Origin of the sequence: Rahnella victoriana (assembly GCF_004330295.1) — a bacterium.
Taxonomy (GTDB): Bacteria; Pseudomonadota; Gammaproteobacteria; order Enterobacterales; family Enterobacteriaceae; genus Rahnella; species Rahnella victoriana.
Window position 1 is genome coordinate 139,667 of the sequence record NZ_SJOJ01000010.1, and the last position, 14,879, is coordinate 154,545.

Annotated in this window: 16 protein-coding genes and 1 other annotated feature; of the genes, 5 read left to right on the forward strand and 11 right to left on the reverse strand. The window is 50.3% G+C overall.

Annotated features, from left to right (window positions below; all coding sequences use genetic code 11):
• Positions 1-129 precede the first annotated feature (129 nt).
• The 9 genes from EYY67_RS10620 to thrS all read right to left on the reverse strand — a co-directional run bounded on the left by EYY67_RS10620 (position 130) and on the right by thrS (position 8,598).
• The gene (locus tag EYY67_RS10620) at positions 130-576 is read right to left on the reverse strand and encodes a DUF2502 domain-containing protein (RefSeq protein WP_131693475.1); all 447 of its coding nucleotides are present in this window, start codon (positions 574-576) and stop codon (positions 130-132) included.
• 809 nt (positions 577-1,385) lie between these two features.
• Complete coding sequence (ihfA, locus tag EYY67_RS10625) at positions 1,386-1,682, reverse strand: integration host factor subunit alpha (protein ID WP_004089944.1); 297 nt, start codon at positions 1,680-1,682, stop codon at positions 1,386-1,388.
• Between the two features lie 4 nt (positions 1,683-1,686).
• On the reverse strand, positions 1,687-4,074 hold the full coding sequence (gene pheT / locus EYY67_RS10630; protein WP_131693476.1) for a phenylalanine--tRNA ligase subunit beta: 2,388 nt from the start codon (positions 4,072-4,074) through the stop codon (positions 1,687-1,689).
• A gap of 14 nt (positions 4,075-4,088) precedes the next feature.
• Complete coding sequence (gene pheS, locus EYY67_RS10635; protein WP_095921434.1) at positions 4,089-5,072, reverse strand: phenylalanine--tRNA ligase subunit alpha; 984 nt, start codon at positions 5,070-5,072, stop codon at positions 4,089-4,091.
• Positions 5,073-5,171: 99 nt separating this feature from the next.
• Positions 5,172-5,296: a sequence feature (Phe leader region), on the reverse strand.
• Complete coding sequence (gene pheM, locus EYY67_RS24500) at positions 5,247-5,291, reverse strand: pheST operon leader peptide PheM (RefSeq protein WP_106120997.1); 45 nt, start codon at positions 5,289-5,291, stop codon at positions 5,247-5,249. It overlaps the preceding feature by 45 nt.
• 128 nt (positions 5,297-5,424) lie before the next feature.
• On the reverse strand, positions 5,425-5,781 hold the full coding sequence (rplT, locus tag EYY67_RS10645) for a 50S ribosomal protein L20 (protein WP_056773451.1): 357 nt from the start codon (positions 5,779-5,781) through the stop codon (positions 5,425-5,427).
• 40 nt (positions 5,782-5,821) lie between these two features.
• Positions 5,822-6,019: a 50S ribosomal protein L35 gene (gene rpmI / locus EYY67_RS10650; RefSeq protein WP_013576135.1), complete on the reverse strand. Its 198-nt coding sequence runs from the start codon at positions 6,017-6,019 to the stop codon at positions 5,822-5,824.
• A 95-nt stretch (positions 6,020-6,114) separates the two neighbouring features.
• A complete protein-coding gene (infC, locus tag EYY67_RS10655; protein ID WP_013576136.1) occupies positions 6,115-6,666 on the reverse strand; it encodes a translation initiation factor IF-3 in 552 nt (183 codons plus the stop codon).
• A gap of 3 nt (positions 6,667-6,669) precedes the next feature.
• Positions 6,670-8,598, reverse strand: coding sequence for a threonine--tRNA ligase (thrS, locus tag EYY67_RS10660; protein WP_095921433.1), 1,929 nt, complete (start codon positions 8,596-8,598; stop codon positions 6,670-6,672).
• A 289-nt stretch (positions 8,599-8,887) separates the two neighbouring features.
• Here thrS and EYY67_RS10665 point away from each other — a divergent pair, with 289 nt between their 5' ends.
• Positions 8,888-9,568, forward strand: a complete 681-nt coding sequence (locus EYY67_RS10665; RefSeq protein WP_095921432.1) for a MarC family NAAT transporter — start codon at positions 8,888-8,890, stop codon at positions 9,566-9,568.
• A 23-nt stretch (positions 9,569-9,591) separates the two neighbouring features.
• On the opposite strand, the gene EYY67_RS10670 is transcribed toward EYY67_RS10665, so the two are convergent.
• Positions 9,592-10,227, reverse strand: coding sequence for a transglycosylase SLT domain-containing protein (locus tag EYY67_RS10670; protein WP_119826303.1), 636 nt, complete (start codon positions 10,225-10,227; stop codon positions 9,592-9,594).
• 322 nt (positions 10,228-10,549) lie between these two features.
• On the opposite strand from EYY67_RS10670, the gene EYY67_RS10675 reads away from it, so the two are divergent.
• Positions 10,550-11,419, forward strand: coding sequence for a fructosamine kinase family protein (locus EYY67_RS10675; RefSeq protein WP_095921430.1), 870 nt, complete (start codon positions 10,550-10,552; stop codon positions 11,417-11,419).
• Between the two features lie 65 nt (positions 11,420-11,484).
• Here the strand turns inward: EYY67_RS10675 and EYY67_RS10680 are convergent, their stop codons facing one another.
• Positions 11,485-12,033, reverse strand: a complete 549-nt coding sequence (locus tag EYY67_RS10680) for a YniB family protein (RefSeq protein WP_119826305.1) — start codon at positions 12,031-12,033, stop codon at positions 11,485-11,487.
• Between the two features lie 193 nt (positions 12,034-12,226).
• Here EYY67_RS10680 and hxpB point away from each other — a divergent pair, with 193 nt between their 5' ends.
• The 3 genes from hxpB (at position 12,227) to kduD (ending at position 14,866) form a co-directional block, all read left to right on the forward strand.
• Positions 12,227-12,892 carry a hexitol phosphatase HxpB gene (hxpB, locus tag EYY67_RS10685; RefSeq protein ID WP_095921428.1) on the forward strand — a complete coding sequence of 222 codons (666 nt, stop codon included), beginning with the start codon at positions 12,227-12,229 and terminating at the stop codon, positions 12,890-12,892.
• A 299-nt stretch (positions 12,893-13,191) separates the two neighbouring features.
• Positions 13,192-14,028: a 5-dehydro-4-deoxy-D-glucuronate isomerase gene (gene kduI, locus EYY67_RS10690; RefSeq protein ID WP_119826307.1), complete on the forward strand. Its 837-nt coding sequence runs from the start codon at positions 13,192-13,194 to the stop codon at positions 14,026-14,028.
• 76 nt (positions 14,029-14,104) lie between these two features.
• Complete coding sequence (gene kduD, locus EYY67_RS10695) at positions 14,105-14,866, forward strand: 2-dehydro-3-deoxy-D-gluconate 5-dehydrogenase KduD (RefSeq protein ID WP_131693490.1); 762 nt, start codon at positions 14,105-14,107, stop codon at positions 14,864-14,866.
• Positions 14,867-14,879: the final 13 nt, after the last annotated feature.

Here is a 14,879-nt window from a genome sequence, read left to right on the forward strand (position 1 = left end):
ACGGGAATTGACTATCCTACCGATATTAGGCAGTTAGCTCTAGCGCTGAACCGGATTATGGGCAAATGAGAAATAAAAAAGCCGGTGACTGAGCACCGGCTTCGGACTGACTGCCCCTGACAGGGAAGATCAGTGGCCCTGATGACCATTTGGCGGGATCGGTTGTCCGTTACCCTGATGATCGTTATGACCGCCCTGCTGATCCTTGCCGCCGCCCTGATGACCGTTGTTATCATGATGGTCATTGCCGTTCGGACGCCCCTGATTATGAGGCTGCTGCGGAGGACGCGGCGTGTTGTGCCCCGGATTACCGTGGCTGCGCTGCGGCGGTTTGGCATCCCAGCGGTTACCATGCCAGTACATGCCATGCTCATTACGTTCACCATAATGATGGCCCTGATGATCATGCCACCACTGCGGCGGACGCCAGTCATAACCATCCCAGTAGTAACCGCGCTGATCCTGATCCCCGAGGTGAAGTGATACGCCAGGTACATTGAGGTCAATAGAAACATTTGCCTGCGCGATCACAGGCAACGCCAGTGCACAACAAAGCAATAAGAGAGATTTTTTCACGATAGTCACGCCTTCTTTATTTTTTATGACGTGTTTTTTATATCAGGCGGTAAGAGGAGAGAATATAAGACAGGAGCGGATTTTCAGTTAACTTGCCGAGACCTTACAATAACAATACAAACATATCCTGATTGAAATACATCAACAGGATGAAGTTTATTATCTATTCAATTCTTATTACGACGCTAACAAATCTTAACGCAAGCCTGACAACAACCTGGCTGCATTCTATTTATACTCGCCCTGTTTATTCAAACAAAGGAAGTACTTTATGCGTCGTATTTTAGCTCTGTTTAGCGTGGCTCTGGTCGTCGTCAGCCTCAGCGGCTGTTTATTCCCTCCGTTCTGGGGCCCTGGTGGTGGCGGCGGTCACGGCGGTGGTGGCCACGGTGGTGGTGGTCCGGGCGGACCTCGTATGTTCTATAACCATTAATCACATTCTAAAAAGTATACTCTTCGGGTTCCCGGTTATTTCTGCGGAACCCTTGCTTCAGTAATTAATGTGCGCGCATTATTCACTGAACAATATGAGTCATTGACTCCTGGGGCTTCGGCCCCTTTTTTATTATCAGGCTTGTGAAGAAAGAATAAAGCACACTGCTCTTCCTGCCTTGAAATTTAATCTATCAGACTAATCCTGAACCGCCCACCCTCTTAACACTATCTTTTCACTTCCTGTGCTGATTACTTAAATCCGTAAAATGACAGGCCGGAAAGTTGTGAAGGTGCTCACAAAATAACCGGGGAAATGCGGCGTAAATCGCAGGCGAAAAAAAAGGCCGCTCTCGCGGCCTTTTTGATGTTTTCACTTATTCTTTCGGCGTGGCATTCTCTACACGACTTTTCAATTTCTGTCCCGGACGGAAAGTCACCACACGACGCGCCGTGATCGGAATATCTTCACCGGTTTTCGGGTTACGTCCCGGACGTTGGTTTTTGTCACGCAGATCAAAGTTGCCAAAGCCAGACAGTTTAACTTGCTCACCATTTTCCAAAGCACGACGAACTTCTTCGAAAAATATTTCAACAAGGTCTTTGGCATCCCGTTTGCTCAGCCCGAGCTTCTCAAACAGGTGTTCTGACATTTCAGCTTTAGTAAGCGCCATAGGTTCAATCCCTCAAGGATGCTTGGAATCGCTGTTTTAGAGCCTCTACACATTTTGCAACGGTAGCGGCGATCTCCTCTTCTTCCAGTGTACGGCCGGTATCCTGCAACACCAGACTGATAGCCAGGCTCTTGTAACCCTCAGCTACGCCCTTGCCACGGTACACATCAAACAAGTTTACGCCAACTACCTGATTTGCGCCAACTTTCTTGCACTCTGCCAAAATATCGTCTGCGGGCACGTTTTCGGCGACTACAACAGCGATGTCACGACGGTTCGCCGGGAAGCGAGAAATCTCTTTCGCATCAGGCAGTACGCGGTCTACAACCTTATTCCATAACAGTTCGAAGACCACAGTACGACCATTAAGATCGAGTTTACGTTCCAGCTCAGGGTGGACTACACCAATGAAACCAATACGTTCGCCGCGTAAATAAATCGCTGCGCTCTGTCCAGGGTGCAACGCAGGATTCGCTTCCACCTTGAACTGTACATCGTTCATTTTGCCGGTAAGCTCAAGAATAGCCTCAAGATCACCTTTCAAATCGTAGTAGTCAACTGCCTGACGCGCCAGATCCCAATGCTCTTCATTTTTCGTGCCGGAGATCACACCAGACAGCATGACGTCCTGACGGATACCCAAATCGGCTTGTGTATCAGGGACAAAGCGCAGGCCGCTTTCAAATAAACGCACGCGACTTTGCTGACGATTCTGGTTATTTACCACCGCAGTCAGCAGACCTGACCACAGGGAAAGACGCATGGCGGACATTTCTACCGAGATCGGGCTAGGCAGAATCAGCGCTTCTTCGCCAGGATGCAGCAGAGCCTGCACTTTTGGATCGACAAAACTGTAGGTAATCGCTTCCTGGAAACCGCGGTCAACCAGCAGATTTTTCACACGTTTCAGCGACAGGTTCGCTTCGCGGTGTTTAGTCATCACCAGACTGGCTTTCACCGGCACATCAGGAATGTTGTTGTAGCCGTAAACGCGGGCCACTTCTTCCACCAAATCTTCTTCGATTTGCATATCGAAGCGCCAGCTCGGTGCCACAGCCACCCAGTGATCGCCGTGATGCTGAACCTGGCAGCCCAGACGGGTCAGAATGTCCGTGACCTGTGCATCTTCAACGTGATGCCCGATCAGGCGATCCAGCTTTTCACGACGCAGCGTGATGGTCGCCGCTTTCGGCAGATGCTCTTCAGAAGATGCGTCAATCACCGGACCGGCTTCACCACCACAAATGCTCAGCAACAGCGCGGTAGCGCGCTCGATAGCCTTGTATTGCAGTTGCGGGTCAACACCACGCTCATAGCGATGTGAGGCGTCGGTGTGCAGCCCCTGGCGGCGTGCGCGGCCAGTAATGGACAGTGGCGCGAAGAACGCAGACTCCAGCAGAACATCCTGCGTTTCATCGTTCACACCGGAATGTTCGCCGCCAAAGATACCGGCCATCGCCAGTGCTTTTTCATGGTCAGCGATAACCAGCGTATCTTCGTTCAGTTTCGCCTGCGTGCCGTCAAGCAGGGTCAGCGGTTCGCCCTGCTGTGCCATACGCACAACGATGCCACCCTGGATGCGGTTCAGGTCGAACGCATGCATTGGCTGACCGAGTTCGAGCAGCACGTAGTTGGTGATATCCACTACCGCATCAATAGAGCGGGTGCCACAACGACGCAGCTTTTCACGCATCCACAGTGGTGTAGGCGCCTTAACGTTGATGCCTTTGACAACACGACCCAGATAACGCGGACACGCCTGTGGCGCCTGCACATCAATGGAGATTGTGGCATCAACGGTGGCTTTCACCGGATTGATTTCCGGCTCGACCAGCGGCAACTGATTAATCACCGCAACATCACGCGCCACGCCGAGGATCCCCAGACAATCAGCACGGTTTGGCGTCACGCTGATTTCAATGGTGGTGTCATCCAGTTTCAGGAATTCGCGGATATCCGTACCGACGGGTGCATCCAGCGGTAATTCGATAATACCGTCGTGATCTTCTGAAATACCCAGCTCAGAGAAGGAGCACAGCATGCCTTCTGAAGGCTCGCCACGCAGCTTAGCGGCTTTGATTTTGAAATCACCCGGCAAGACAGCCCCCACAGTGGCAACCGCCACTTTCAGGCCCTGACGGCAGTTTGGTGCGCCACACACGATGTCCAGCAGGCGAGCGCCGCCCACATTCACTTTGGTGACACGCAGTTTATCTGCGTTCGGGTGCTGACCACATTCGACAACTTCACCGACAACGACACCAGTAAATGTGCCGGCAACAGGATCCACGCCATCGACTTCAAGGCCGGCCATGGTGATTTGGTCTGATAATGCTTCGCTGCTGATGGCTGGGTTTACCCATTCACGCAACCAGAGTTCACTGAATTTCATGTGATATTCCCGCCTTACTTAAACTGTTTGAGGAAACGCAGATCATTTTCGAAGAATGCACGCAGGTCTGTCACGCCATAGCGCAACATGGTCAGGCGCTCCATCCCCATGCCGAAGGCAAAACCGGAATAGACTTCCGGGTCAATGCCGACGTTGCGCAGGACATTGGGATGCACCATGCCGCAACCCAGCACTTCCAGCCATTTACCATTTTTACCCATCACATCCACTTCAGCGGAAGGTTCAGTGAACGGGAAATAGGAAGGACGGAAACGGATCTGCAAATCAGCTTCAAAGAAGTTGTTCAGGAAATCGTGCAGTGTGCCTTTCAGGTTGGAGAAGCTGATGTCTTTATCAACGATCAGACCTTCCATCTGATGGAACATCGGGGTGTGCGTCTGGTCGTAGTCATTACGATAAACGCGACCCGGCGCAATGATACGGATCGGCGGCTGCTGATCTTTCATTGTACGGATCTGAACGCCGGAAGTTTGTGTACGCAGCAAACGCCTGGCGTCAAACCAGAAAGTATCGTGGTCGGCACGTGCCGGATGGTGACCCGGAATGTTCAGCGCATCAAAGTTGTGATAGTCATCTTCGATTTCAGGGCCGGTTTCCACGGTAAAGCCTAATTCACCGAAGAAAGTTTCAATGCGATCGATAGTACGGGTCACCGGGTGCAGGCCACCGTTTTCGATGCGACGACCAGGCAGGGAAACGTCGATGGTTTCCTCCGCCAGACGGGCGTTCAGCTCGGCGGACTCCAGCGTATTTTTACGCGCGTTCAGGGCTTCCTGAACCTGCGCTTTCGCTTCATTGATGACCGCGCCCGCAGCCGGGCGTTCTTCCGCAGGTAATTCACGGAGGGTTGTCATCTGGAGTGTCAGGTGGCCTTTCTTACCCAGATATTCGACACGCACGTTATCCAGCGCGGCGATATCCTGAGCACTCTCTACGGCTGCCTTGGCATTGGCAACCAGCTCTGCGAGATGTGGCATTGCTTTCCTCTTCTTCTGGCCAATATGGCCCGATGTAAAATAACCGTGATTAATCAGGGGCGCGATTTTGACCCTGAACCTTAGTGTATAAAGCACAGATACAAAAAAGCCTCCACGAGGGAGGCTTAGGCGCTACTTTTCGTTTCTTCTCTTACGCGCGAAAGCCTTCCTGAGTCAGGCGCTAAAGTAAAAAAAGAAACGGAAAATAGCAGCATTCATGCTTGCGTTACCTTATCGGTTGGAAATCTTGTGCTGACGTTCAAACGAAACTACCGGTGGTATTAAACAACGAAACAGAATGTTTTTAAACACAAAATATAAAAGAGGGAGCAAGCTCCCTCTTTCACCTGACTTACGCCAGTGCTGCTTTCGCTTTCTCAACCAGAGCGGCAAATACCACTTTGTCGAAGACTGCGATGTCAGCCAAGATCTTACGGTCAATTTCAATAGAAGCTTTTTTCAAGCCGTTAATGAATTTGCTGTAAGACATGTCGTTCTGACGAGCTGCTGCGTTGATACGCGCGATCCACAGCTGACGGAACTGACGTTTCTTTTGACGACGGTCACGGTAAGCGTATTGACCAGCTTTGATAACAGCCTGGAATGCAACACGATATACGCGAGAACGGGCACCGTAGTAACCTTTCGCCTGTTTTAAGATTTTCTTGTGACGTGCACGTGCAATCACACCACGTTTTACGCGAGCCATATGCTCTCCTGAGTTTTATATTCTAAATGAAAAAGTGTATTTATGCGTACGGCAGACATGCAGAGACCAGACCCAAATCGTTCTTGGATACCAGGCCTTTTGGACGCAAGTGACGTTTACGCTTAGTAGCTTTTTTGGTCAGAATATGACGCAGGTTTGCGTGCTTACGCTTAAAACCACCGTTGGCGGTTTTTTTGAAGCGTTTAGCGGCGCCGCGTACTGTTTTGATCTTTGGCATTTTAAATTCCACTTCGCATTGTTATTAACATGAATCAGAAAGGCGAATCCAGCATACGCGGTGCGAACACCGCGTAACAGGATTACTTGGAAGCCTTACTGTTTCTTCTTAGGTGCGAGCACCATGATCATCTGACGACCTTCGATCTTCGTAGGGAAGGATTCGACAACGGCCAGTTCAGAATCTTCACACAGGTCTTTACGGACGCGGTTAAGCACTTCCATACCGATCTGTTGGTGCGCCATTTCACGCCCACGGAAACGCAGGGTGATTTTGGCTTTATCGCCATCTTCCAGAAAGCGAATCAGGTTGCGTAGTTTGACCTGATAGTCGCCATCATCGGTACCAGGTCGGAATTTGATTTCCTTAACCTGAATAACTTTTTGTTTCTTCTTCTGCTCTTTGGTCGACTTGCTCTTCTCGTAGAGGAATTTGCCGTAATCCATGATTCGACAAACTGGCGGCTCGGCATTCGGACTGATTTCTACTAAATCGACGCCCGCTTCCTCAGCTTTTTCAAGAGCTTCATTCAGACTGACAATACCAATCTGCTCGCCATCGACGCCTGTGAGGCGAACTTCTTGCGCGCGAATCTCTTTGTTAATGCGATTAGGACGCGCCGGTTGAACTCGTTTTCCGCCTTTAATACTTTATTCCTCCAGTTGATGAAGACTTCTGCTGCGGATTTCCGCCAGCAGTTTGTCAACGACTTCGCTAACATCCATGCTTCCCAGGTCTTTGCCGCGGCGGGTACGAACAGCAACTTTGCCTGCTTCGACCTCTTTATCGCCACAAACTAACATGTAAGGAACACGGCGTAGCGTGTGTTCGCGAATTTTAAAGCCAATCTTCTCATTTCTCAAGTCGGCTTTAACGCGAATGCCTGCATCTTGCAGTTTTTTAGTTAATTCTTCGACATAGGTAGCTTGTGCATCAGTGATGTTCATGATCACTACCTGAACCGGAGCCATCCAGGTTGGGAAGAAGCCCGCGTATTCTTCAGTCAGAATACCGATGAAGCGCTCCATTGAACCCAGGATAGCACGGTGAATCATTACCGGTACCTGACGGTCGTTGCTTTCGCCAATATAAGAGGCGTTCAAACGACCCGGTAATGAAAAGTCGAGCTGCACGGTACCACACTGCCACGCACGATCCAAACAATCATGCAAGGTAAATTCAATTTTTGGACCGTAGAACGCCCCTTCACCTGGCTGATATTCGAACGGAATGTCGTTTTCAGTCAGCGCAGCGGCCAGGTCATCCTCAGCACGCGTCCACATTTCGTCAGTACCGATGCGCTTCTCAGGACGGGTGGACAATTTCACCACGATCTTTTCAAAGCCAAAAGTGCTGTACATGTCGTACACCATGCGGATACAGCTGTTTACTTCATCACGCACCTGCTCTTCAGTACAGAAGATGTGCGCATCGTCCTGTGTGAAGCCGCGAACACGCATCAGGCCGTGCAATGCGCCGGATGGCTCATTACGGTGGCAGCTGCCGAACTCCGCCATACGCAATGGCAGGTCACGGTAGGATTTCAGACCCTGATTGAAGATCTGAACATGGCCCGGACAGTTCATTGGCTTGATGCAATATTCACGGTTCTCAGAAGACGTGGTGAACATCGCTTCTTTGTAGTTTTCCCAGTGACCTGTTTTTTCCCACAGTACGCGGTCCATCATGAACGGACCTTTAACTTCCTGATAGTCATAAGACTTCAGTTTCATGCGTACAAAGGCTTCCAGTTCACGGAAGATAGTCCAGCCGTCGTTATGCCAGAACACCATACCCGGCGCTTCTTCCTGCATGTGGTACAGGTCAAGCTGCTTACCGATTTTACGGTGGTCACGTTTACCGGCTTCTTCCAGACGCTGGATGTAAGCATTCAGCTGCTTTTTATCCGCCCACGCAGTGCCGTAAATACGTTGCAGCATTTTGTTGTCGCTGTTGCCACGCCAGTAAGCACCGGAGGTTTTCTGCAGTTTGAAATGATGGCAGAAACGCATGTTCGGTACGTGCGGACCGCGGCACATATCGACGTATTCTTCGTGGTGATACAGACCCGGACGATCATCATGACTGATGTTTTCATCCAGAATCGCCACTTTGTATTCTTCGCCACGGCTTGCAAAGGTATCGCGTGCTTCCTGCCAGCTGACTTTCTTTTTAATTACGTCGTAATTCTTTTCAGCCAGTTCGTGCATGCGCTTTTCAAGCAGTTCGATATCTTCCTGAGTCAGCGTGCGATCTAAATCGACGTCGTAATAGAAGCCATTATCGATAACCGGGCCGATTGCCATTTTGGTGTCTGGCCACAGTTGTTTAATGGCATGACCCAAAAGGTGCGCACAGGAGTGACGCAAAATTTCAAGACCGGCTTCGTCTTTCGCGGTGATGATCGCCAGTTGTGCATCCACCTCAATGAGATCGGTAGCATCAACAAGTTCGCCGTTAACACGTCCGGCGATACAGGCTTTCGCCAGACCAGGACCGATATCAAGGGCAACATCAAGAGGAGAAACGGGGCGATCAAAAACGCGCTGGCTTCCATCAGGAAGAGTAATGACAGGCATGCTAATTCCTTAATCTACAGTGGTGCCCCACACGACAGAGCACATCTAGAAAAATATTTGAGTTTAAATTCACGTAGTTATTCACGCTATTTAGCTTTACCTTGCCAAATATAGACACCCTGTATACATCAGAGAATTGTACCGGGATGCGACGTGAAAACAGGCGATGAGTTTACCATTCGTAAAGTGCGAATTTCCAGCAACCTGTGTTGCTAAACGCGGATATTTTTCGTGTAATCCCCCGGACACGTTAAGGTAATCAGGGCAGCATTTAAAAAAAGGGAAGGATATGACAGAAGTCAGGCAATTATTTGAGGCACTTGGATTAGGTCTGGTGGTGCTGCTTCCGCTGGCAAATCCCCTGACCACCGTAGCCCTGATGCTCGGTCTTTCAGGGAATATGACGACACAGGAAAGAAACCATCAGTCGCTGATGGCCTCTGTGTATGTCTTCATCATCATGATGGTGGCCTACTACGCCGGCCAGGTGGTGATGAACACGTTCGGGATTTCCATTCCCGGCCTGCGCATCGCGGGCGGTCTGATCGTTACGTTTATCGGTTTCAGAATGCTTTTCCCGCAGCCTCATGTGGAAGAGAAAGTCATGATCGAAAACAAAACGGCGGAAATGAAGAAACAGGATTCACCGAACATTGCGTTTGTCCCTCTTGCCATGCCAAGCACAGCGGGACCGGGCACCATTGCCATGATAATCAGCAGCGCCTCAACGGTCAGAACGTCTGATTTCCCCGGCTGGATCATTACGGTCGCGCCAGTGATGATTTTCTTTTTGGTCGGTTTGATTTTATGGATTTCCCTGCGCAGTTCGGGTGCCATTATGCGACTGGTGGGGAAAAGCGGGATTGAAGCGATTTCGCGTCTGATGGGATTTTTGCTGGTGTGTATGGGCGTTCAGTTCGTGATCAACGGCATTATTGAGATTATTAAAAACTTTCCGCCAGCAGCCTGAGCCGCTGGCGGAAAACTCAATGCTTACCGCATCGCGAGGTAGGCATTGTTCACTTTCCACAGATAACGTGGAGCCTGAGGCGCCGGGTGTTTTTTCTGCACATGGGCAGAAAACTCAGCTGGCGTCATCAGATTGATTTTCGCAATCGCATAAGTCTTGTCTTTATCGAACGTTCTCAGCAGTGCCCCTGCCCCGTTCACATACGCCAGCGTGGTGGCATAACGACGGGTTTCCGGGTTGTTAATACCTGCCAGCTGCTGTTGTAAAATACTCAGGTAGGCCGTACCCAGGTCAATATTTACCGCCGGATCTTTTAAATCACGCGGTGTCGGCTGTCCATAACGTCCTTTCATCCGGTAGGCATCGCGTCCTGCCGTTGAGGCCTTTAGCTGCATTAACCCAATCGCATTCGATTTACTGACAACGGTTGGGTTATATCCAGATTCGACCTGAATGATTGCTTTAACAAGTGTTTCGTCGACGCCGTAAGTATTTGCCGCCTGATGAATAACATCACCATAAGGCCCCGGATGCATTAATGAAGTTTCCCGCTGAGGTGGCGGCGAAGGATTCAGAAAATGCGTACTTTGAACCGGTGTTTCTTTAGCGCAACCCGCCAGCAATAGCGCGGCCATCAAATAAAGAATGTTTGGTTTCACGTTATCTCTCTCGCGACTGGGACGAGATGTAGCATATACATCTTCTTCCCACACCTGAATATATTTTTAGTCTATTATTATTATTGTTTTGTTAAACAAGGGGGTTAGGAACATGTCGATAAGACAATTCCGGTTATAAAACCCGTTTGATGTCACATATTCCTAAATTAAGTGATTCACTGATTACACTTTCTATTTCGTCATTCCAAAAAATGCATAAATTAACATCATCATCTGATTCAGCCGTGCGCCGGATCGGGTTTTCGAAGCAGAAAAAACGCTAACTTAATGAATTATCGGGCCAGTCAGAAGGGGTAATACCATGTGGCAAGCCGTCAATCGTTTGTTGAGTGAACACCTTGGCAGTGCTGAAATCCGCGAACGTGTTGAGCTGCCCGGAGGGGAAATCCATCCGGCATGGCGGCTGAGCTACGGCGACAGGGACGTGTTTGTAAAATGCAATGCGCGCGAAATGCTGCCTATCTTTGCGGCGGAAGCCGATCAGCTCGCCCTGCTCGCCCGCAGTCAGAGCGTCAGGGTGCCGGAAGTGTATGGCGTGGGGAGCGATCGCGATTACAGTTTTCTGCTTCTCGAATACATCCCGCTGAAACCTCTCGATGCACATAATGCTTTCGTATTAGGCCAGCAACTGGCCGCGCTGCATCAGTGGAGTGAGCAACTGCAATTCGGTCTGGATTTTGATAATGAACTGGCAACGCTTGTGCAACCCAACAGCTGGCAACGCCGCTGGGCCACGTTCTTCGCCGAGCAGCGCATTGGCTGGCAGCTGCAGCTGGCGGCGGAAAAAGGCATGACGTTCGGCAGCATTGAAGATATCACCGCCATGGTTCATGCCCGACTGCAAAACCATCAGCCCCAGCCTTCACTTTTGCACGGCGATTTGTGGCCACATAACTGCGGATTATCCGGGGAGGGACCGGTCATTTTCGACCCGGCGTGTTACTGGGGTGATCGGGAATGTGATCTGGCGATGCTGCCGTTATATCCCAATGTCCCCCCGCAATTATATGACGGTTATCAGAGTAAGACGCCGCTCCCTGATGACTTCATTTCGAGGCAAGCGGTCTACCAGTTATATTATTTGCTTAACCGCAGTAATTTATTTGGAGGTCAGCATCTTGTCGTCGCGCAACGTGCAGTGGAAAGACTGTTGCACGAAGATATCAGTTAGCCGAAAGGAGGCTTTCGCGATAAGACAAATAAGGCCAGAACATATCAATATTCTGGCCTTATTGATCAGGCGATTAAACCTAATAATTTCAGAATGAAATAGCCAATAACCGCAATGATAATCGGCAAAATATAGAGCGGGAAATACTGTACCAAAATGGTGTGTCGCGGTATCACGATACGTTCTTCAATTTGCGGACGGGTGCGCCCTTCCGTGCCTTTCGCCTGCTCCAGGATCAGCTGATCCTGAATACCTTCACGGATGTGTTTCACCTGACGGGACATTCTCGCGCCAGACGCCTGCAACGCCAGCCCCACAAAAATCAGCCAGTAAATAATGAAAAACATGATGTTGGCGGTAGTAACGCCCTGGCCTAAAGCCGGCACCGGTGAGTTGTACCAAAAGACATTGAGAAACGAAGTATTAAATTTGACCATATCCACCATCACATGGACGAAATCCAGCATGACGGCGTTGATGCCCTGTTCGGTTTTAGTATGCTCATTGATAAAAGTCAGCAATGAAATCAGCGTAGAAAGCAGCGCAGGGATAAAAATGATCCATCCTGCAATTCGTTTAATCACTGCCACACGTCCGGCTTGTTGGTACGTCATGAATTCCCCTTGTTAGGATGCCTGAAGCAACTGCTAAGTTTACCCACAGAAAGGTTTTCCCGCCCAATGTTTTAATCAGTTAGCGTACCGGTATCCCCACAACAGGCAACGCGCCCCCGTTCACAACGGGTTTCACCTGCCTGACAGCCAATGGTAGAGTGGGTTTCAATTTATTGTAAGGGAGTCCGCTTTCATGGCTTATGTCCGCCCTGTTAATGCAGCAATTTTTGATATGGATGGTCTGTTAATTGATTCTGAACGGTTATGGGTTCAGGCCGAACTGGATGTTTTCAGTAGTCTGGGCGTGGATATTTCCCAGCGACATTTGTTACCGGATACGCTGGGTTTGCGCATCGATCAGGTGGTCAGGATGTGGTATCAGGCGCTGCCTTGGCAGGGGCCGGGTCTTGAGGAGGTCTCTTCACGGATCATTGCCCGGACCATTGAACTGGTGGAACAAACCCGCCCTCTGCTGCCAGGCGTGAACCATGCCCTTGAGCTTTGCCGTGATCAGGGGCTGAAGATTGGTCTCGCTTCTGCTTCACCGCTTTATATGCTCGATACCGTGCTGGAAATGTTTAACCTGCAATCCTATTTTCAGGTCCGTGTCTCTGCCGAGAATCTGCCGTACAGCAAGCCTCATCCGGAAGTCTATCTGCTCGCAGCCGGGCAATTGCAGGTTGATCCTCTGAACTGCGTCACGCTGGAAGATTCCTTTAATGGCATGATCGCCACCAAAGCCGCACGCATGCGTTCGGTGGTGGTGCCTGACCATGAATACAGCGCCGATCCCCGCTGGGCACTGGCCGATGTCAAACTGTCTTCTCTCGAAGAATTGCGTCCGGCGCATATCAGTTGAATGGAATGCGCAGCAGCGGGCGTTGCTGCGCACCTTCCGCACTTTCCTTCCCGTTCCTCACGCATTTCCCCTGCCATCATTTTCCAGGCGACGTTTAATTTCGTAAAGCTTGAACTGACTCATAAAATAAATAAAACGTTATTTCATTTTTATTGAATTCGTATGCCAATGAACCTATGATTCCTGCAACAAGGACGAGCCGGGAGCTCTCCTGCTTCTGTACGCTGTCACTGCCACGCAACGGTCAGACTAGCCCGGTAAGTCCTCCTTAATATTGTCAATCTATGAGAGGCACCGACATGCAAGTTCGTCAAAGCATCCACAGCGACCACGCTAAAACGCTTGATACCGCTGAATTACGCCGTGAATTTCTCATTGAGAAAATCTTTGAAAAAAATGCCTACACCATGACCTACAGCCACATTGACCGCATTATTGTCGGCGGTGTCATGCCTGCTGAAAAAACGGTCACCGTAGGCGATGAAGTCGGTAAGCAACTCGGTGTGAGCTATTTTCTGGAACGGCGTGAGCTGGGCGTCATTAATATTGGCGGACCGGGCCTGATTGTGGTTGATGGCACAACCTATGAAATCGGTCATGAAGAAGCGTTGTATGTCGGTAAAGGGGCGAAACAGGTCGAATTCAGCAGTGTAGATGCGGCCAAACCGGCGAAGTTCTATTACAACAGCGCCCCGGCGCATACCACTTTCCCGAACAAAAAAATCACCCTGGCGGAAGCCTCTCCGCAAACTATCGGCGACGCTGCGACCAGCAACCGCCGGACCATCAATAAATTCATCGTGCCTGACGTGCTGGAAACCTGCCAGCTGACCATGGGGCTGACCAAACTGGAAGAAGGCAGCCTGTGGAACACCATGCCTTGCCATACCCATGAACGCCGTATGGAAGTGTATTTCTACTTCAATATGGAAGCGGAAACAGCAGTGTTCCACATGATGGGGCAACCACAGGAAACCCGTCACTTGCTGGTGCATAACGAACAGGCTGTTATCTCCCCAAGCTGGTCGATTCATGCTGGCGTGGGCACTAAAAACTATACCTTTATCTGGGGTATGGTCGGTGAAAATCAGGTATTCGACGACATGGATCACGTCAAAGTCAGCGAACTGCGCTAACCCCCCGCGCTCTGCCTTAACCGGCAGAGCGACTCATCTTTATGGCGAATGTGCCGTGGCAAAAGAGACTCTGAATATGATCCTCAATTCCTTTGAATTAAGCGGCAAAGTCGCCATCGTAACCGGATGCAATACCGGACTGGGTCAGGGCATGGCGCTCGGCCTTGCGCAGGCGGGATGTGATATCGTCGGCGTTAACGTCTCCGCACCGGAAGACACCGAAAAGAAAGTCACCGCGCTGGGCCGTCGTTTTCTCGACCTGCGGGCGGATTTGAGTAGTATCAACGGCATTCCTGATCTGATTGAGAAAGCGGTCGGGGAATTTGGTCATATCGATATTCTGATTAATAACGCCGGGATTATCCGTCGTGAAGATGCCATCGAATTCAGCGAGAAAAACTGGGACGATGTGATGAATGTGAACAGCAAAACGTTGTTCTTTATGTCACAGGCCGTGGCGAAGCAATTCATCAAACAGGGCAACGGCGGCAAAATCATCAATATCGCTTCCATGTTGTCCTATCAGGGCGGGATCCGCGTGCCTTCCTATACCGCATCCAAAAGCGCCGTCATGGGTCTGACACGACTGATGGCCAATGAATGGGCGAAGCACAACGTGAATGTGAATGCGATTGCTCCGGGATACATGGCCACGAATAACACCGAGCAGTTACGTGCTGATGGAGATCGCAGCAAAGAAATCCTCGACAGGATCCCGGCCGGACGCTGGGGATTGCCGGAAGATGTCATGGGGCCGGTGGTCTTCCTGGCGTCAAAAGCGTCGGATTATGTGAATGGCTACACTATTGCTGTCGATGGCGGGTGGCTGGCACGGTAGCAACAAGATAAGT